At 62.4% G+C, this 19,190-nt stretch carries 19 protein-coding genes; 13 read left to right on the top strand and 6 right to left on the bottom strand.

Translation table 11 applies throughout. The features are described from left to right. The first annotated feature begins 3 nt into the window (after window positions 1-3). The 7 genes from lepB (at window position 4) to tadA (ending at window position 6,402) form a co-directional block, all read left to right on the top strand. Window positions 4-858: a signal peptidase I gene (gene lepB, locus BM403_RS06025; protein WP_012722400.1), complete on the top strand. Its 855-nt coding sequence runs from the start codon at window positions 4-6 to the stop codon at window positions 856-858. A 146-nt stretch (window positions 859-1,004) separates the two neighbouring features. Further along, window positions 1,005-1,694, top strand: coding sequence for a ribonuclease III (gene rnc / locus BM403_RS06020; protein WP_012722401.1), 690 nt, complete (start codon window positions 1,005-1,007; stop codon window positions 1,692-1,694). Further along, complete coding sequence (gene era / locus BM403_RS06015) at window positions 1,687-2,589, top strand: GTPase Era (RefSeq protein WP_043204836.1); 903 nt, start codon at window positions 1,687-1,689, stop codon at window positions 2,587-2,589. Before rnc ends, era begins: the two co-directional genes overlap by 8 nt. Window positions 2,590-2,783: 194 nt before the next feature. Further along, the gene (recO, locus tag BM403_RS06010) at window positions 2,784-3,473 is read left to right on the top strand and encodes a DNA repair protein RecO (protein ID WP_012722403.1); all 690 of its coding nucleotides are present in this window, start codon (window positions 2,784-2,786) and stop codon (window positions 3,471-3,473) included. A 52-nt stretch (window positions 3,474-3,525) separates the two neighbouring features. Continuing rightward, complete coding sequence (gene pdxJ, locus BM403_RS06005) at window positions 3,526-4,269, top strand: pyridoxine 5'-phosphate synthase (RefSeq protein WP_012722404.1); 744 nt, start codon at window positions 3,526-3,528, stop codon at window positions 4,267-4,269. A 259-nt stretch (window positions 4,270-4,528) separates the two neighbouring features. After that, on the top strand, window positions 4,529-5,905 hold the full coding sequence (locus tag BM403_RS06000; RefSeq protein ID WP_139237943.1) for a multicopper oxidase family protein: 1,377 nt from the start codon (window positions 4,529-4,531) through the stop codon (window positions 5,903-5,905). After that, complete coding sequence (gene tadA, locus BM403_RS05995) at window positions 5,905-6,402, top strand: tRNA adenosine(34) deaminase TadA (protein WP_046034395.1); 498 nt, start codon at window positions 5,905-5,907, stop codon at window positions 6,400-6,402. Before BM403_RS06000 ends, tadA begins: the two co-directional genes overlap by 1 nt. Before the next feature lie 80 nt (window positions 6,403-6,482). Here tadA and cmoB read toward each other — a convergent pair whose 3' ends face one another. From cmoB to BM403_RS05965, 6 genes are all read right to left on the bottom strand, one after another. Next, a complete protein-coding gene (cmoB, locus tag BM403_RS05990; RefSeq protein WP_012722407.1) occupies window positions 6,483-7,439 on the bottom strand; it encodes a tRNA 5-methoxyuridine(34)/uridine 5-oxyacetic acid(34) synthase CmoB in 957 nt (318 codons plus the stop codon). Then, entirely contained in the window at window positions 7,436-8,179 is a 744-nt protein-coding gene (gene cmoA, locus BM403_RS05985; RefSeq protein WP_046034397.1) for a carboxy-S-adenosyl-L-methionine synthase CmoA, read from the bottom strand. Before cmoA ends, cmoB begins: the two co-directional genes overlap by 4 nt. A gap of 203 nt (window positions 8,180-8,382) precedes the next feature. Then, window positions 8,383-9,018 (bottom strand): lysoplasmalogenase, encoded by a 636-nt coding sequence (locus tag BM403_RS05980; RefSeq protein WP_093542061.1) that lies wholly within the window; start codon window positions 9,016-9,018, stop codon window positions 8,383-8,385. A 1-nt stretch (window position 9,019) separates the two neighbouring features. Then, window positions 9,020-9,409 carry a protease inhibitor I42 family protein gene (locus BM403_RS05975; protein WP_012722410.1) on the bottom strand — a complete coding sequence of 130 codons (390 nt, stop codon included), beginning with the start codon at window positions 9,407-9,409 and terminating at the stop codon, window positions 9,020-9,022. Window positions 9,410-9,618: 209 nt separating this feature from the next. After that, on the bottom strand, window positions 9,619-12,039 hold the full coding sequence (gene lon / locus BM403_RS05970; protein WP_012722411.1) for an endopeptidase La: 2,421 nt from the start codon (window positions 12,037-12,039) through the stop codon (window positions 9,619-9,621). A gap of 218 nt (window positions 12,040-12,257) precedes the next feature. Next, the gene (locus tag BM403_RS05965; RefSeq protein ID WP_012722412.1) at window positions 12,258-13,247 is read right to left on the bottom strand and encodes a GntR family transcriptional regulator; all 990 of its coding nucleotides are present in this window, start codon (window positions 13,245-13,247) and stop codon (window positions 12,258-12,260) included. A 337-nt stretch (window positions 13,248-13,584) separates the two neighbouring features. Between BM403_RS05965 and BM403_RS05960 the strand changes: the two genes are divergently transcribed. The 6 genes from BM403_RS05960 to BM403_RS05935 all read left to right on the top strand — a co-directional run bounded on the left by BM403_RS05960 (window position 13,585) and on the right by BM403_RS05935 (window position 19,133). Further along, a complete protein-coding gene (locus BM403_RS05960; protein WP_093542059.1) occupies window positions 13,585-14,907 on the top strand; it encodes an amidase in 1,323 nt (440 codons plus the stop codon). 11 nt (window positions 14,908-14,918) lie between these two features. After that, the gene (locus BM403_RS05955; RefSeq protein ID WP_003234086.1) at window positions 14,919-15,797 is read left to right on the top strand and encodes a polysaccharide deacetylase family protein; all 879 of its coding nucleotides are present in this window, start codon (window positions 14,919-14,921) and stop codon (window positions 15,795-15,797) included. Window positions 15,798-15,828: 31 nt separating this feature from the next. Further along, window positions 15,829-17,169 (top strand): MFS transporter, encoded by a 1,341-nt coding sequence (locus BM403_RS05950; RefSeq protein WP_012722414.1) that lies wholly within the window; start codon window positions 15,829-15,831, stop codon window positions 17,167-17,169. 10 nt (window positions 17,170-17,179) lie between these two features. Further along, the gene (locus BM403_RS05945; protein WP_012722415.1) at window positions 17,180-17,941 is read left to right on the top strand and encodes an SDR family NAD(P)-dependent oxidoreductase; all 762 of its coding nucleotides are present in this window, start codon (window positions 17,180-17,182) and stop codon (window positions 17,939-17,941) included. A 135-nt stretch (window positions 17,942-18,076) separates the two neighbouring features. Next, window positions 18,077-18,826 (top strand): SDR family NAD(P)-dependent oxidoreductase, encoded by a 750-nt coding sequence (locus tag BM403_RS05940; protein WP_093542057.1) that lies wholly within the window; start codon window positions 18,077-18,079, stop codon window positions 18,824-18,826. A 13-nt stretch (window positions 18,827-18,839) separates the two neighbouring features. Next, window positions 18,840-19,133 (top strand): hypothetical protein, encoded by a 294-nt coding sequence (locus BM403_RS05935; protein ID WP_093542055.1) that lies wholly within the window; start codon window positions 18,840-18,842, stop codon window positions 19,131-19,133. The last annotated feature ends 57 nt before the right edge of the window (window positions 19,134-19,190 follow it).

Genomic DNA, 19,190 nt, shown 5'->3' with positions numbered 1-19,190 from the left:
CCTATGTCGCTAAATTTCCCGCTGTTGCTGGTCATCGCCGTTGCCGTTTGCGGTCTGTTGGCATTGCTCGATCTGGTCTTCTTCGCCCCGCGTCGTCGGGCGGCTATCGCGTCCTATCAGGGCAGCGTCAGCCAGCCCGATGGCGTGGTCATCGAGAAGCTGAACAAAGAGCCTTTGCTGGTTGAATACGGCAAGTCGTTCTTCCCGGTGTTGTTCATCGTGCTGGTGCTGCGCTCGTTCCTGGTGGAGCCGTTTCAGATCCCGTCGGGCTCGATGAAACCGACCCTGGACGTGGGCGACTTCATCCTGGTGAACAAGTTTTCCTATGGGATCCGCTTGCCGGTGATCGACAAGAAGGTCATCGAAGTCGGTGACCCGCAGCGCGGCGATGTGATGGTGTTCCGCTACCCGAGCGACCCGAACGTCAACTACATCAAGCGTGTGGTGGGCCTGCCGGGCGACGTGATTCGCTACACCAGCGACAAACGCCTGTTCATCAACGGTGAATCGGTGGCCGAGAAACTGATCGGTTCCGAACCGAACAGCCTGGGCAGCGCCGAGCTGTACCAGGAAAAACTCGGTGCGGTCGAGCACGAAATCCGCAAGGAAATGAGCCGCTACCGCGCGACGCCTGATGGTGAATGGAAAGTGCCGGCCGGGCACTACTTCATGATGGGCGACAACCGTGACAACTCCAATGACAGCCGCTACTGGGATGATCCCAATATTCCCAAGGACCTGCTGGGCATGGTTCCCGACCAGAATATCGTCGGCAAGGCCTTTGCGGTCTGGATGAGCTGGCCGGAACCCAAACTCAGCCACCTGCCGAACTTCTCGCGAGTCGGGCTGATCAAGTAATACAAGCGGCGCTGTGAACACAGCGCCGAATGCTTTTCTGGGGCTCGGACATTTCCGGCCTCATGCAGCACCAACCAGGATTTGAATTTGAACACTGCGTCAATCGTCGATGGCCGCCGGTGCCACCAACTAGATATGGATAAACCGTGACCGTTTCTCTAGCACGTCTCGAGCGCCAGCTCGGCTACACCTTCAAGGACCAGGAGTTGATGGTCCTTGCCCTCACACACCGCAGCTTTGCAGGGCGCAACAACGAGCGCCTGGAATTCCTCGGTGATGCCATCCTCAATTTTGTCGCCGGTGAAGCGCTGTTCGAGCGCTTCCCCCAAGCCCGTGAAGGCCAGCTGTCGCGCCTGCGCGCACGCCTGGTGAAGGGCGAGACCCTGGCCGTACTGGCCCGTGGCTTTGGCCTGGGCGAATACCTGCGGCTGGGTTCCGGTGAGTTGAAGAGCGGCGGTTTCCGGCGTGAATCGATCCTGGCCGATGCCCTCGAGGCGTTGATCGGTGCGATCTACCTCGATGCAGGCATGGAAGCGGCCAAGGAGCGCGTCACTGCGTGGCTGACTTCCGAGATCGAAAGCCTCACGCTGGTCGACACCAACAAAGATCCCAAGACCCGCCTGCAGGAATTCCTGCAGTCCCGCGGTTGCGAACTGCCACGCTACGAAGTGGTGGATATCCAGGGTGAGCCCCATTGCCGCGTATTCTTCGTGGAATGTGAAATCACCTTACTGAACGAAAAAAGCCGAGGTCAGGGTGTGAGCCGTCGTATTGCCGAACAGGTAGCGGCCGCTGCAGCACTGATTGCCCTGGGCGTGGAGAATGGCCATGACTGATTCAACCGCAACACGCTGTGGCTATGTTGCCATTGTTGGCCGCCCCAACGTGGGCAAGTCCACGCTGCTCAACCACATCCTCGGCCAGAAGCTTGCGATCACCTCGCGCAAGCCGCAGACCACCCGCCACAACATGCTGGGCATCAAGACCGAAGGCACCGTGCAAGCGGTCTACGTCGATACCCCGGGCATGCACAAAGGCGGCGAGAAAGCCCTTAACCGCTACATGAACAAGACCGCTTCGGCGGCGTTGAAAGACGTCGACGTGGTGATCTTCGTGGTCGATCGCACCAAGTGGACCGACGAAGACCAGATGGTCCTCGAGCGTGTGCAGTACGTCACCGGCCCGCTGATCGTCGCGCTGAACAAGACCGACCGCATCGAAGACAAAGCCGAGCTGATGCCGCACCTGACCTGGCTGCAGGAACAACTGCCGAACGCCCAGATCATGCCGATCTCGGCCCAGCACGGTCACAACCTCGAAGCCCTGGAACGCGTGATTGCCGGCTACCTGCCGGAGAACGAACACTTCTTCCCCGAAGACCAGATCACCGACCGCAGCAGCCGTTTCCTTGCCGCCGAACTGGTGCGCGAGAAAATCATGCGCCAGATGGGCGCCGAGCTGCCGTACCAGATCACCGTCGAAATCGAAGAGTTCAAGCAGCAGGGCAAGACCTTGCACATCCATGCGCTGATCCTCGTCGAACGTGACGGCCAGAAGAAAATCATCATTGGCGACAAGGGCGAGCGCATCAAGCGCATCGGTACCGAAGCGCGCAAGGACATGGAATTGCTCTTCGATTCCAAGATCATGCTCAACCTGTGGGTGAAGGTTAAGGGTGGCTGGTCCGATGATGAGCGTGCATTGCGCTCCTTGGGCTACGGCGACTTGTAAAACACCGCACGATGATGGGCGGGCTTGTTGTGGCGAGGGAGCTTGCTCCCGCTGGGCCGCGAAGCGGCCCCAAAAAGGCCACCGAGGTTTTACTGATAAAGCTCGGTGGCTGATACAGGGGCTGCTTCGCAGCCCAGCGGGAGCAAGCTCCCTCGCCACAAAGGCGCTTTCCCTCTTCAGAGATTCCCCGTCTCATGTCCCAATCCCCACCCCCCAGCCAACTCGCCTATGTCCTGCACAGCCGCGCCTATCGCGAGACCAGCGCCCTGGTGGATTTCCTCACGCCACAAGGCCGCTTGCGCGCAGTCTTGCGCAGCGCGCGGGGCAAGGCGGGCACGTTGGCCCGGCCGTTCGTGGCCCTGGACGTGGAGTTTCGCGGCAAGGGCGAGCTCAAAAACGTCGGCCGCCTGGAAAGCGTTGGTACCTCCGCCTGGCTGAATGGCGAGGCCCTGTTCAGTGGCCTCTACCTCAATGAGTTGCTGATCCGTCTGCTTCCCGCGGAAGACCCGCACCCGGCGGTCTTCGATCACTACGCCGCCACCCTGATCGCCTTGGCCGAAGGCCGGCCCCTGGAACCGTTGCTGCGCGCGTTTGAATGGCGCCTGCTCGACGACCTGGGCTATGGCTTTGAATTAAACAACGACCTGCACGGCGACCCCATCGCTGCCGACGGCATGTACCGACTGCAAGTCGACGCGGGTCTGGAGCGTGTGTACCTGCTGCAACCCGGCTTGTTCCAGGGCACCGAGCTGTTGGCCATGAGCGAAGCCGACTGGACTGCCCCCGGCGCCTTGTCCGCCGCCAAGCGCCTGATGCGCCAGGCCCTGGCCGTGCACTTGGGCGGACGGCCGCTGGTCAGTCGCGAGTTGTTTCGAAAGCCCTGACATCCCCGTGTATGCTGTGCAGCGTTTCTTTCCCCTTTTCAGGAGCGCTTCCGTGAGCACCAGCAATCGCATTCTTCTTGGCGTCAATATCGACCACGTCGCTACCCTGCGTCAGGCCCGGGGCACCCGTTACCCTGACCCGGTCAAGGCCGCGCTGGACGCCGAAGAAGCGGGCGCCGACGGCATCACCGTGCACCTGCGCGAAGACCGCCGCCACATCCAGGAACGCGACGTGCTGTTGCTCAAGGATGTGCTGCAAACGCGCATGAACTTCGAAATGGGCGTCACCGAAGAAATGATGGCCTTCGCCGAGCGCATCCGCCCGGCGCACATCTGCCTGGTCCCGGAAACCCGCCAGGAACTGACCACCGAAGGCGGCCTGGATGTGGCTGGCCAGGAAGCGCGAATCAAGGCGGCGGTAGAGCGCCTGTCGAAGATCGGCAGTGAAGTGTCGCTGTTCATCGACGCCGACGAGCGCCAGATCGAAGCCTCGCGCCGTGTCGGTGCCCCCGCCATCGAACTGCACACCGGCCGTTACGCCGACGCCACCACGCCCACCGAAGTGGCTGACGAGCTGCAGCGCATCATCGACGGTGTGAACTGCGGCCTCAACGAAGGCCTGATCGTCAACGCCGGCCATGGCCTGCACTACCACAACGTCGAAGCCGTGGCCGCGATCAAGGGCATCAACGAGCTGAACATCGGCCATGCACTGGTCGCGCACGCGCTGTTCGTCGGCTTCAAAGGCGCCGTGGCCGAGATGAAGGCGCTGATCCTGGCTGCTGCCAAGGCTTAAAAAACGCCGAAAATCCAATGTGGGAGGGGGCTTGCCCCCGATAGCGGTGTGTCAGTCAGCCTATCTGTAGCTGACCCACTGCAATCGGGGGCAAGCCCCCTCCCACAGTGATTTTCGGTGCATCCAAAGTTGTCGTCATCCAGCCAACCCCTTTGAAATCAGCCATGCGGCAATGCGAAGCCTTACTGTTTAGCCAGTGCAGGTGTATCGTATCTGCCCTTTGCAGGCCCCGAGCCTGCGGCAGATACGTGAGGTTGTTGTGTCCCGATCCTTTTCTCGTCGACAAATCCTGGGTGGTCTTGCAGGCCTGGCCGTAGTGGGGGTGGGGGCCGGTGGCGCCTATCGCTACTGGCTGGGGAAAGTCGCCGAGGCCGAGGCGGGACACGATTACGAACTGATTGCGGCACCGCTGAATGTGGAACTGGTGCCGGGGCACAAGACCGAAGCCTGGGCGTTCGGCCCGTCGGCGCCGGGCACCGAATTGCGCGTGCGCCAGGGCGAATGGCTGCGCGTACGGTTTATCAACCACCTGCCGGTCGCCACCACCATTCACTGGCATGGCATCCGCCTGCCGCTGGAAATGGACGGCGTGCCCTACGTCTCGCAATTGCCGGTGCTGCCCGGCGAATACTTCGACTACAAATTCCGCGTGCCCGACGCCGGCAGCTACTGGTATCACCCGCATGTGAACAGCAGCGAAGAACTTGGCCGCGGCCTGGTCGGCCCGCTGATCATCGAGGAGCGCGAACCTACCGGTTTCAAGCACGAGCGCACCCTCAGCCTGAAAAGCTGGCATGTGGACGAAGAGGGCGCTTTCGTGGCGTTCAGCGTTCCCCGTGAAGCGGCGCGTGGCGGCACCGCCGGGCGCTTGTCGACGATCAATGGCGTGTCCCAGGCGGTGATCGATCTCCCCGCCGGGCAGATTACGCGCGTGCGTCTGCTCAACCTCGACAACACCTTGACCTATCGCCTCAACATCCCGGACGTTGAAGCGCAGATCTATGCGCTGGATGGCAACCCCATCGAACCTCGCCCGTTGGGCAAGGAATATTGGCTGGGCCCGGGCATGCGTATCTGCCTGGCGATCAAGGCACCGCCGGCCGGCGAAGAGCTGTCGATCCGCAACGGCCCGGTGCGCCTGGGCACCTTCCGTTCGGTGGTCAATACCGACGCGCCGACCGACTGGCCACCGGCATTGCCCGCCAACCCGATCAGCGAGCCGGACCTGGCCAATGCCGAGAAACTCAACTTCAATTTCGAGTGGGTGGGTTCGGTGTCGGTGGATGACGGCAAGCCGCCGAGCCTGTGGCAGATCAACGGCAAGGCCTGGGACATCACCGACAAGACCTGCGCCGACCGCCCGATTGCCAGGCTTGAGAAGGGCAAGAGCTACATCTTCGAATTGAAAAACATGACCCAGTACCAGCACCCGATCCACCTGCACGGCATGAGTTTCAAGGTGATCGCTTCGAACCGCCACAAGGTGATCCCGTACTTCACCGACACTTACCTGCTGGGCAAGAACGAACGCGCACGCGTGGCGTTGGTGGCGGATAACCCAGGGGTGTGGATGTTCCACTGCCATGTGATCGACCACATGGAAACCGGCCTGATGGCCGCCATCGAGGTGGCGTGATGCGCCAGTTTCGCCCTACGGCGATCATCGACCGCAGTCGCGACCAGGACTTCATGCGCGAGGCCCTGGTGCTCGCCGCCCAAGGTGCCGCGTTGGGTGAAGTGCCCGTGGGCGCGGTACTGGTGCAGGACGGTGAAATCATCGGCCGTGGCTTCAACTGCCCGATCAGCGGCAACGACCCCAGCGCCCATGCCGAAATGGTCGCTATCCGCGCCGCTGCGCAAGCCATCAGCAACTACCGCCTGGTGGGCAGTACGCTGTATGTGACGTTGGAACCGTGCAGCATGTGCGCCGGTTTGATCGTGCACTCACGGATTGCGCGGGTGGTGTACGGCGCGCTGGAGCCTAAGGCCGGGATTGTGCAGAGCCAGGGGCAGTTTTTTACCCAGGGCTTTTTGAATCATCGGGTGGTGTTTGAAGGTGGGGTGTTGGCGGAGGAGTGTGGGACGGTGCTGAGTGAGTTCTTCAGGGCCAGACGCGCCAAGCCTCAGGCCTAGCCAACACCGTATAGCCAATGTAGGGGGAGCAAGCCCCCTCCCACATTGTGATCTCCCTTTATTCAAGGGGGATCGGGGGGTTATTTCTTGGCGATGATCACCGCCCGCATCGGCGCCGGCAGCCCTTCAAGGGTCTTGCTGTGATCCTCCGGATCGAGGAAGTCACTTAACGACTGATACTTCATCCACTCCGTGCCGCGCTGTTCCTCCACGGTGGTCACGCTCACATCCACGCAACGCACGTCACTGAACCCGGCACGGCGTAGCCACAGCATCAACGCCGGCACCGAAGGCAGGAACCACACGTTACGCATCTGTGCGTAGCGATCTTCCGGCACCAGCACTTGCTGCTGATCGCCCTCGACCACCAATGTTTCCAGCACCAGCTCGCCGCCCTTGACCAGGGTGTCCTTCAGCGCCAGCAAATGCTCGATCGGCGAACGGCGGTGGTAGAAAACACCCATCGAAAATACCGTGTCAAAGCCTTCCAGGTTCGCCGGCAAATCTTCAAATGGGAACGGCAGGTGCCAAGCCTTGGGCTCGGACAGGTAGCGCTGCACCGCCTGGAACTGGCAGAAGAACAGCCAATTCGGGTCCACGCCAATCACACTGTCGGCACCGGCGCCGAGCATGCGCCACATGTAATAGCCGTTGCCGCAACCTACATCCAGGATGCGTTTGCCTTTGAGGTCCAGGTGCGGCGCGACCCGTGACCATTTCCAATCCGAGCGCCATTCGGTGTCCACATGGACGCCGAACAGGTGGAACGGCCCCTTGCGCCACGGGCACAGCCCCATCAGTGCCGTGCGCATTTGCGCGCGGGTAGCGTCGTCGCAGTCGGTGTCCAGCGCCAGGTCGTTGAGCAAATCGACTTCGCTGGGTTGGATGTTCGGCAGTGCATCCAACGCACTCTGCCAACGGTCCAGGTCGCCATGACCCTTTTCCATCTTGCTATCGAGTTGTGCTTGCAGGCCTTGGGCCCACACGGCCAGGGGAGTGCCGACCAAATGGCGGGCGAGGGGGGACAGATCAATCATGGCAAGGCAATCAACGAGGCAAAGTTAAGACACTGGAACCACGGCACGACTTTTGAGAACCCCGCCGCCAGCAGGCGTTCACGGTGTTCTTCGAGGCTGTCGGGCTTCATGACGTTTTCGATGGCGCTGCGCTTCTGGGCGATTTCCAGTTCGCTGTAGCCGTTGGCGCGTTTGAACGCGATGTGCAGGTCGGTGAGCAGCGCGTGTTCTTCAGGATCGTTGAAACGCAGCTTCTCCGAAAGAATCAACGCGCCGCCCGGCAACAGCGACTGGCGGATGCGCGAGAGCAAGGCCAGGCGTTCATCGGGGGCAATGAACTGCAGGGTGAAATTCAGCGCCACCACCGAGGCCGGCGCAAATTGCAGCGCGAGGATATCGCCCTCGATCACCTCGACCGGCAGCAACTCCTGGAACATCGAGTCCTGGCCATTGAGGTATTCGCGGCAGCGCTCGACCATCGCCGCCGAGTTATCCACCGCAATCACCCGACAACCGTCGGTGCGCACATGGCGACGCAAGGCCTGGGTCACCGCGCCGAGCGACGAGCCCAGGTCATACAGCACGCTATGGGGCTGGGCAAACTGCGCCGCGAGCACACCGAGGTTCTCGACGATGGTCGGGTAACCCGGCACTGAGCGCTTGATCATGTCCGGGAACACCCGCACCACGTCTTCGTTGAAGGCGAAGTCCGGCACCTGGGGCAGGGGCTGGGCGAATAGGCGATCGGGTTCTTTGCTCACGGTTGTTCCGGCGACGAAGGGGGAAAGGCCGGCATTTTAGCCAAGTTGGCCCTCGGATGCGCGCGTTGTCTGATTTGTGGTCAGCAGGCTTACTGTGGTGGGCGGGCCTGCTGTGGTGAGCGGGCTTGCTGTGGTGAGCAGGCTTGCTGTGGTGAGCGGGCTTGCCCCGCGCTGGGCTGCGCAGCAGCCCCAAACTATTAAGGTCAGCGCTGCTTCCGGATAAATGCTGATGCAGTGATGCCCCACTGTCCCAGCCAGTAAGTGACGATCAGCAAATACGGCGCCGCCTCGAACGCCACCACAAACCGATTGATACCGATCAGCGTGTCGGAAAACACAAACGACCCCGCACCCGCCGCCGCCAGCAGTGCCGAGCGTTTCGGCACATCACTGCCCAATCGCGCCAGTGCGCGCCAGAGCATGGCGCTGATCACCAGCGCGTACACCACGACGGGGATCAGCAAATCGCCAAGCCCGTGGGAAATCAAAATGCTCAGCAGCACCGCGCCCACGGCCAGCGCGAGCACCAACGGCAGCAGTGCCAAACGCCGACAGTCGCTGTAATAGGCTTTCAGATAGGCCAGGTGCGCAAACAGGAACGCACCGAGGCCAAAGATAAACAGGTCGCCCGGCCAGGCGAGCAGCACATCGCCGACCAGGGAGAAAATCAGCCCCAGGCTGATCCAGCGTCGATAGTCGGTGGGCGGTGCATCATGCAGCCAGCCCAGCAGCGCCAGTACCGGCAGCGGCTTGACCAGCAGGCACAGCAACGCCGCATGGGTGGTCAAGCCGTAGATAAAGGTGCCGGCGCCCATCAGCGCAAGAATCAGCCATGGCATATCAGTTCACCGTGACGGCGCAGTCAAAGGTTTCGACGGGTTCGGCTTCCGGTTCCCAGGGTTGCTGGGAGGTCAGGCGCAAACGGCCCTGGCCGGCCGCGAAGGCCTGGAAGCGCCAGGTGGACTGGCCGCCGCCTCCGATCACGCCGGATTCCGTGCTGCTATAGACCTCGGGGCTCAACGCACGCAGCACACCGCCGGCGGAGTCCTGGATGGCCCAGCGGTAACCGGTGGTGGGGTTGCTGGGCAGGGTTAGGATCAGGTTTTGCCCGGTTTTAAGCTGAAGCGGGCAGGCGCTTTGGTTGTCCACGCTGACGTTTTGCTTGGGGGCACTGGCGCAGGCGGCCAGCAGGGCAAGGCTCAAGGGGAGAAGCAGGCGGGCTGCGGTCATGGGGGCTCCGTTGATTCACGACGAAGGGCGAGCATAACTGAAGATGAGGCAAGGTGTAGTGAGCGGGCTTGCCCCGCGCTGGGTGGCGAAGCCGCCCCTGTTAAGCACACCGCATTCTTTCAGGCAGAACGCGGTGTCTGGTTCAGGGCGGCTTCGCCACCCAGCGCGGGGCAAGCCCGCTCACTACAGGGCCGGGCACTACCTGGTGATTAGAACAGCACCTTCGCCACGTCCGCAAAGCGCTTGGCAAAGTGCACGGTCATGCCTTCCTTCAGGTATTCCGGCAACTCCTCGAAGCTACCGCGATTCGGCTCCGGCAGAATCAGCTCATGAATCTTCTGGCGCCGCGCCGCAATCACCTTTTCGCGCACCCCGCCAATCGGCAGTACATGCCCGGTCAACGTCAGCTCGCCGGTCATGGCCACGCCTTTTTTCGGCGGCTGGTTACGCGCCAGGGACAACAGCGCACTGGCCATGGTCACCCCCGCACTCGGGCCATCTTTGGGCGTGGCACCTTCCGGCACGTGCAAGTGCACGAAGGCTTCGTCGAAGAACTTCGGATCACCACCAAACGACTTCAAGTTGGAGCTAATGTAGCTGTAGGCGATTTCGGCGGATTCTTTCATCACTTCACCCAACTGCCCGGTGAGCTTGAAGCCGCGATTGAGCGTATGGATGCGCGTCGCCTCGATCGGCAACGTCGCGCCGCCCATACTCGTCCAGGCCAGGCCGGTGATCACACCGGTGCCGGACAGCACTTGCTCATTGCGGAACACCGGCATGCCCAGCGAGCTTTCCAGGTCCTTGTTGCCGATCTTGATCACCGAGTCCGGCTCATCCAGCAGCTTGACCACGGCCTTGCGCACCAGTTTGCCCAGCTGTTTCTCCAACTGGCGCACCCCGGCTTCGCGGGCGTAGCCGTCGATCAATGCGCGCAGGGCGCCGTCGCTGATGCTCAGGCTGTTTTTAGACACGCCGGCTTTTTCCAGCTGTTTCGGCCACAGGTGACGCTTGGCGATGGCAACTTTTTCTTCGGTGATGTAGCCCGACAGGCGAATCACTTCCATACGGTCGAGCAGCGGGCCGGGGATGGAGTCCAGGGTGTTGGCGGTGCACACGAACAGCACCTTGGACAGGTCCAGGCGCAGGTCCAGGTAATGATCGAGGAATTCGACGTTCTGCTCCGGGTCGAGGGTCTCCAGCAACGCCGACGCCGGGTCGCCCTGGAAGCTCTGGCCCATCTTGTCGATCTCGTCGAGCATGATCACTGGGTTCATCACTTCCACATCCTTGAGCGCCTGCACCAGCTTGCCCGGCAGCGCGCCGATGTAGGTGCGGCGATGGCCCTTGATCTCGGCCTCGTCGCGCATGCCACCCACACTGAACCGGTAGAACGGCCGCCCCAGGGATTCGGCGATGGATTTGCCGACGCTGGTCTTGCCCACGCCCGGCGGGCCCACCAGCAGCACGATGGAACCGGCGACTTCGCCTTTATAAGCGCCCACCGCGAGGAATTCGAGGATGCGACTCTTGATGTCATCCAGCCCCGCGTGGTGTTTATCCAGCACCTTGCGCGCGTGTTTGAGGTCAAGTTTGTCCTCGCCGTACACGCCCCACGGCACCGCGGTGGCCCAGTCGAGGTAGTTGCGCGTCACCGCGTATTCCGGCGAACCGGTTTCGAGGATCGACAGTTTGTTCAGTTCTTCATCAATACGTTTTTTCGCCTGGGCCGGCAGCACTTTGCCTTCCAGGCGTTGCTCGAACTGTTCGACATCCGCGCTGCGGTCGTCCTTGGTCAAGCCCAGCTCTTGCTGGATGACCTTGAGCTGTTCCTTGAGGAAGAACTCGCGCTGGTGCTCGCCGATCTTGCGGTTCACCTCGGCGGAGAGTTCTTTTTGCAGGCGCGCCACTTCCACCTCTTTGCGCAGCATCGGCAGGACTTTTTCCATGCGCTTGAGCATGGGCACGCAGTCCAGCACTTCCTGCAACTCGTTACCGGTGGCCGAGGTCAGCGCGGCGGCGAAGTCGGTCAGCGGCGACGGGTCGTTGGGGCTGAAGCGGTTGAGGTAGTTCTTCAGCTCTTCGCTGTACAGCGGGTTGAGCGGCAGCAGTTCCTTGATCGCATTGATCAGCGCCATGCCGTAGGCCTTGACCTCGTCGGTCGGCTCGCTCGGCTGGTGCGGGTATTCGACTTCCACCAGGTACGGCGGGCGGTGGTGCTTGAGCCAAGTCTTGATGCGCACGCGGGTCAGGCCCTGGGCCACGAACTGCAGCTTGCCGTTCTCGCGGCTGGCGTGGTGCACCTTCACCAGGGTGCCGTACAGCGGCAGGCTGGAGGTGTCGAAGTGGCGCGGATCTTCCGGCGGGGTGTCCATGAAGAACAGGGCCAGGGAGTGGTGGTCGGATTTGCTTACCAGCTCCAGGGTCTCGGCCCACGGCTCTTCATTGACGATCACCGGCAGCACTTGCGCCGGAAAGAAGGGCCGGTTGTGGATCGGGATGATATAGACCTTGTCCGGCAGGTTTTGCCCAGGCAGGGCCAGGCCGGTGTTGGACGAAGGGGTTTCAGCGTTTTCGGGGTCGGCGTAGTCGTTGAGGTCGTAATCAGGGAAATCTTGCTGGTCGCTCATGGGGCACCTGCATAAGGAAGTATGGTGCTTAGATGGGGCGGGGCAGTGGTGGTTTCAATGGGGGGGTGGAGTTAGCAACAAATTGCATGAAATAACGGGAGAGACTCGCTCAGTGTGGGAGGGGGCTTGCTCCCGATAGCGGTTATTCAGATAAAAATTGATGTCTGGCACACCGCCATCGGGAGCAAGCCCCCTCCCACATTTTTTATCGCGTGGCGTCAGCTGATTTTGTGCAGGTAGGCGGGCAAGGGCTGCTCCGGTAACACTGAGAGCACCTTCAAACGCTGCAACATACGTTGCCGTGCCCGCTGTAAATGCTCACGCAGGTTCAGCGCCGCTGCATCAAACGCGCCGTGCAGCAGCAACTCCAGAATCAAACGATGTTCGGCCAGCATGGCGGGATCGGCGCCGATCCCCAGCAAACGGTAGAAAATCCGGCTGATGATCATCGGGCTCTGGCCCTGGCGGATCAGGGCGGCGATCTTGCGGTTTTGCAGGCCGGCCAGGCAGCGTTGGTGCAAGTCCTCTTCAATCTGCTCAATGGCTTCCAGGCTGCATTGGGGGCTGTCTTGCGCTTCCAGCACGCGCTGCAACATCGCTTCAAGCAGCTCGCGGTCGAGGTGGGGCGCGCTCTGGCGCAGGGCTTCAGGCTCCAGGCAGGCACGCAGTTCGTAATCTTCGGTGACTTCCCGCGCCGTCAAAGGCCCCGCCAGCCATTGGGAGTAGGGCTCCTTTTCGACCAGGCCACGATCGCGCAGGCGCATCAGCGCTTCGCGCACTACCGCGCGGCTGACGCCATAGTGGTCGGCAGCAGCTTGCTCGTCGAGTCGGTAGTGGCCGAAGGCAATGCAGGTGGACAGCGCCGCGCCGATTTCCTCAACGATGCGCTCGCCCAGCGGCCGCGTGTCCACCAGCTCATCTTCTCCGTTAAGCCCCAGATGCGCATGGCTCAAGGGCAAGCGCAGCGGCTCCATGGCCAAGCCTTCGGGGTTGATCAGGTAACCCCGGCCGTTGAAGCGGCAGATCAGGCCTTCGTCATGCAGCAGGTCCAGCGCCTTGCGCACCGGTACGCGACTGGTGCCGAACAATTCGGCCAGCGGCGCTTCCAGCAACACCAGGCCGTGACGCGCGGTACCGTTGACGATCGCGTCACGCAACACCTGGTGAATCATCGCGTAACGGGAGGCCGAGGCGGACACTGCTTTCATCGCTTTCTCTAGAGGCTGTAGGACGGTGGCCGGGGATTCTCTCATACCTTGCGCCTGTCACTCTGCGCCACGTCGGTGGCACTTTTTTGGGGCCCGAAAGGTGGGACTGTTACTTTTCTGCACCAAAATGTACTTATTAATAAAAGATACATTATTTCATTGAAGGCGCTTTCCCACGCCCTGGCAAGATTTTATTCCACCGTTTAAAACCATCTATCCCGTAGCTCTGGGCAAAATTCACGCATCGCGCCCCTACGGCCTGACGAAGACTGGCACGAAAGCTGCCTTTGTAAAATGTACATTTTATTAATATGTACGTTTTGTGAGGGTCATCCTGATGTCAGACGCCACTTCAATGGCCGAGGATTTTGCCAGCGGTCGCAGCGACCCGGTGCAAGCCCTCGAACAGGCACTCGAAAAGGCCAGCCAAGCGCCGGCCGTTTTTATCAGCCTGACTGCCGAACGTGCCCGCCGTGAAGCCGAGGCCTCTGCCGCCCGTTGGCGCGCCGGCCAGCCATTGAGCATGTTCGATGGCGTGCCGCTGGCCTGGAAGGACCTGTTCGATGTGGCCGGCAGTATCACCACGGCGGGCGCCGCCTACCGTCGAAACGCGTCCGCCGCGTTGCTTGATGCCCCCATCGTCGGCCTGCTGTGCCGCGCCGGGATGGTCAGTGTCGGCAAGACCAACCTCAGCGAACTGGCCTATTCCGGCCTGGGGCTGAACCCGCATTTCGGCACGCCGCACAACCCTCATGGCACCGACCAACCGCGCATTCCCGGTGGCTCGTCGTCCGGCTCGGCAGTGGCCGTCGCCGCCGCAATTGTGCCGATCGCCATGGGCACCGACACGGCCGGTTCCATCCGTATCCCGTCGGCGTTCAACGGCCTGGTGGGTTACCGCAGCAGCAGCCGACGCTATAGCCGCGACGGTGTCTTCCCCCTGGCCCATACCCTTGACAGCCTCGGCCCGCTGACCCGCAGCGTGCGCGATGCGCTGGCCATCGACGATCTGCTGCACGGTCGTAGCCAAACCCACAGCGCCCGCAGCCTCAAGGGCCAGCGCTTTGTGCTGGCGCAACAGGACGTCGAACCCGCTGTGCGCAACAACCTGTTGCGCGCCGTGGAGCAACTCAAGGCCCAGGGTGCGTTGATCGAAGAACTCGAATGCCCGACCTTCCAGGCGACCCTGGACCTGATCAAACACCACGGCTGGCTCGGCGCCTTTGAAGCCTTCGCCCTGCACGAAGCGTTGCTCGACAGCCCCGACGCCGAACAACTCGACCCCCGCGTGCGTCGCCGCCTCGAAGCCGCGCGTTCACTGCCGGCCAGCCAGCTTATCCACCTGACCGAAGCACGCCGCCGCCTGCAACAACACTTGGTTGAAGACCTCGACGGCGCCATCCTCATCACCCCCACCGTTGCCCACGTTGCACCGGCGTTGGCGCCCCTTGAGGCCGACGACGACCTGTTTGTCAGCACCAACCTCGCCACCCTGCGCCTGACCATGCCCGGCAGTTTGCTCGACATGCCTGGCGTAAACCTGCCCAGCGGCCGCGATGCCCAGGGCCTGCCCACCGGGCTGCTGCTCAGCGCCCCGACGGGAGAAGACGCACGCCTGCTGCGCGCGGCGTTGTCCGTCGAAACCGTACTTAACGTTTAAGGAGACACACCATGGCTAAAGACATCCTCTGTGCATTTGGCGTCGACGTTGACGCCGTCGCCGGCTGGCTCGGTTCCTACGGCGGCGAAGATTCGCCCGACGACATTTCCCGTGGCCTGTTCGCCGGTGAGATCGGTGCGCCGCGCCTGCTCAAATTGTTCGAACGCTACGGCCTGCGTACCACGTGGTTTATCCCCGGCCACTCGATGGAAACCTTCCCCGAGCAGATGAAGGCCGTGGCCGATGCCGGTCATGAAATCGGCGTGCATGGCTACAGCCATGAAAACCCCATCGCGATGACCGCCGAGCAGGAAGAAATCGTCCTCGATAAATCCATCGAACTGATTACCCAAGTCACCGGCAAACGCCCCACCGGCTATGTCGCGCCGTGGTGGGAATTCAGCAAGGTCACCAACGAGCTGCTGCTGAAAAAAGGCATCAAGTACGACCACAGCCTGATGCACAACGACTTCCACCCCTACTACGTGCGCAAGGGCGACAGCTGGACCAAGATCGACTACAGCCAGCACCCCGACACCTGGATGAAACCCTTGGTGCGCGGCGAAGAAACCGACCTGGTGGAGATCCCGGCCAACTGGTACCTCGACGACCTGCCGCCAATGATGTTCATCAAGAAAGCCCCCAACAGCCACGGCTTCGTCAACCCGCGTCACCTCGAAGAAATGTGGCGCGACCAGTTCGACTGGGTCTACCGCGAACACGAACACGCGGTGTTCACCATGACCATCCACCCCGATGTGTCCGGCCGCCCGCAAGTGCTGCTGATGCTGGAGCGCCTGATCGAACACATCCAGAGCCATGCCGGCGTGCGCTTTGTCACGTTCGACGAAATCGCCGACGACTTTATCCGCCGTCAACCGCGTACCTGAACCTTTGCCCCCCACCCCTGAGGCGCGACCCATGTCCATCTACAACAAGCTTGACCTGACTGGCTGGAAACCCCGGCAACTGACTTCCAAGGAGGTGCGTTTCGCCACCTGGATCGCGTTTTTCGCCTGGGTGTTTGCGGTGTATGACTTCATCCTCTTCGGCACCTTGCTGCCGGAAATCGGCCGGCACTTTGGCTGGGGTGAAGTGGAGCAAGCTGAAATCGCGACCTGGGTGGCGGTGGGCACGGCGGTGGTCGCCTTTGCCATTGGCCCCGTCGTCGATAAGTTGGGACGGCGCAAAGGCATTATCTTCACCGTGGCCGGTTCTGCGCTGTGTTCGGCGCTGACCGCGATCGGTGGCGCGTGGGGCAAGTCGCCGCTGATTCTGATCCGGTCGTTGGGTGGCCTGGGCTATGCCGAGGAAACCGTTAACGCCACCTACCTGAGCGAGCTGTATGGCGCCTCGGAAGACCCGCGCTTGACCAAGCGCCGTGGCTTTATCTACAGCCTGGTGCAGGGCGGCTGGCCGGTCGGTGCGTTGATCGCCGCCGGGTTGACCGCGCTGTTGCTGCCGATCATCGGCTGGCAGGGGTGCTTCATCTTCGCCTCGATCCCGGCCGTGGTCATCGCGATCATGGCGCGCAAGCTCAAAGAGAGCCCGCAGTTCCAGATCCACCAGCGCATCAGCCAGCTGCGTAAAAGCGGTGCGGTGAAGGAAGCGCAGAACGTCGCGGTGACCTACGGCGTGGACTACGACGAACACAGCAAGGCCGGCCTCAAGGCGGCCTTCCGTGGCCCGGCGCGCCGCGCCACGTTGGTGATCGGCGCGGCACTGTTGCTCAACTGGGCGGCGATCCAGGTGTTCAGCGTGCTGGGGACTTCGGTGATCGTCAGCGTGCATCACATCTCGTTCGAAAATTCGCTGATCATCCTCGTGCTGTCGAACCTGGTGGGCTACTGCGGTTACCTCAGCCACGGCTGGATGGGCGACAAGATCGGCCGCCGCAACGTGATCGGCCTGGGCTGGATGCTCGGCGGCCTGGCGTTCGCCGGGATGCTGTTTGGCCCGAGCAATATGCCGATGGTGGTCGGGCTGTACAGCCTGGGCCTGTTCTTCCTGATCGGGCCGTACTCGGCGGCGTTGTTCTTTATCAGCGAAAGTTTTCCCACCAGCATCCGCGCCACGGGCGGCGCCATCATCCATGCCATGGGCCCGATTGGGGCGGTGGTCGCAGGCTTTGGTGCCACCCAAGTGTTGTCCGCCGGCAGCGACTGGCAGACCGCCGCGCTGTGGTTCGGCGCACTGCCGTGCTTTTTGTCCGGCGCGCTGATGTTTGCCGCACGCCATGTGCGTCCGGAAACCGTTCAGTAAGGAGTGATCGATGAGTCGTAAAGTTGCCTTGATTACCGGCGCCGCCAGCGGCATCGGCCAAGCCCTCGCCGTGGCCTATGCCCGCAACCGCGTGGCGGTGGTGGGCGGGTATTACCCGGCTGATCCCCATGACCCGCAGACCACCGTCAGCCTGGTGGAAGCCGCCGGCGGCGAATGCCTGATGCTGCCGTTGGACGTGGGCAATACCGCCTCGGTGGATGCGCTGGCCGAGCAAGCCATACAGCATTTTGGGCGACTGGATTACGCCGTGGCCAACGCGGGTTTGCTGCGTCGCGCACCGTTGCTGGAGATGACCGACGCGCTGTGGGACGAGATGCTCAATGTCGACCTCACGGGGGTGATGCGCACCTTCCGCGCGGCGACCCGGCATATGCATGCGGGCGGCGCGTTGGTGGCGATTTCATCGATTGCCGGTGGCGTGTACGGTTGGCAGGAACACAGCCACTACGCGGCGGCCAAGGCCGGTGTGCCGGGTTTGTGCCGGTCGCTGGCGGTGGAATTGGCACCGCTGGGTATCCGTTGCAATGCGGTGATCCCCGGGTTGATCGAGACGCCGCAGTCGCTGGATGCGAAGAATTCGCTGGGGCCGGAAGGCTTGGCGAAGGCGGCGCGGGCGATTCCGTTGGGCCGGGTAGGGCGGGCGGATGAAGTGGCATCGCTGGTGCAGTTCTTGACCAGTGAGGCGTCGAGCTATTTGACCGGGCAGAGCATCGTTATCGACGGTGGGCTGACCGTGCGCTGGCCTGACTGATGTACCCGATCCAAATGTGGGAGGGGGCTTGCCCACGATGACAGTGTGTCAGTCACAGGTGCCCTAACTGACACACCGCCATCGGGGGCAAGCCCCCTCCCACATTGGAATTGTGTTTGTCTCTGGAGAATTGATATGCCCCAACTCACCCATCGCCGCGCCGTCATCACCGGCGCCGGCAGCGGCATCGGTGCCGCCATCGCCCGTGCCTACGCCGCTGAAGGCGCGCGCCTGGTGCTGGCCGACCGCAACGCCGCCAGCCTCGCCGAAACCGCGATCACCTGCCGCAACCTCGGCGCCGAGGTGTTTGAATGCCTGGCCGACGTGGGCAGCGTCGAAGGCGCCCAGGCCAGTGTCGACCGTTGCGTCGAACAGTTCGGCGGTATCGATATCCTGGTCAACAACGCGGGCATGCTCACCCAGGCGCGCTGCGTCGACCTGTCCATCGACATGTGGAACGACATGCTGCGCGTCGACCTCACCAGCGTCTTCGTCGCCAGCCAGCGCGCCTTGCCGCACATGCTCGCGCAGCGCTGGGGGCGGATCATCAACGTGGCCTCGCAACTGGGGATCAAGGGCGGCGCCGAACTGACGCACTACGCCGCCGCCAAGGCCGGTGTGATCGGCTTTACCAAGTCCCTGGCCCTGGAAGTGGCCAAGGACAACGTGCTGGTCAACGCCATCGCCCCCGGCCCGATCGAGACGCCGTTGGTGGGTGGCATCAGCGAAGACTGGAAGCGCGCCAAGGCCAAGGAGCTGCCCCTGGGCCGCTTTGGCTTGGCGGACGAAGTGGCACCGGTTGCAGTGCTGCTGGCCAGCGAGCCGGGGGGCAACCTGTTTGTCGGCCAGACCCTGGGCCCGAACTCCGGCGACGTCATGCCATGACGGAGGTGTAGCGATGTGCGGACTCTGCGGATTGCTCGGCGAAGACCTGCACTGGAGCGACCCCCTGGGCGACGAACTGCCCCGACGCCGCGAACGCCTGCGCCGGATTGCGGCGATCAACCAAGTGCTGGCGGTGTTCCGGCTCAAGGTCGAAGACTTCCAGGGCGCGTCCTACCTGCTGTTGGGCGCCACCGGTAAACAGGCACTCGCCCATGGCCTGGATCAACTCTGGCAGGCCGCCGAAACCCTGCTCGGCCGCCCGTTGGATCCTCTCGATCCGAAACTGCTCGACCATCTTGAACGCTGAACCGCCCTCTGTGGCGAGGGAGCTTGCTCCGGTTTTCTGGGGGCTGCTGCGCAGCCC

Origin of the sequence: Pseudomonas sp. OV546, from assembly GCF_900116845.1 — a bacterium.
Taxonomy (GTDB): Bacteria; Pseudomonadota; Gammaproteobacteria; order Pseudomonadales; family Pseudomonadaceae; genus Aquipseudomonas; species Aquipseudomonas petroselini.
Note: the sequence above shows the minus strand (reverse complement) of the source record. Positions and strands in the feature narration are given on the sequence as shown.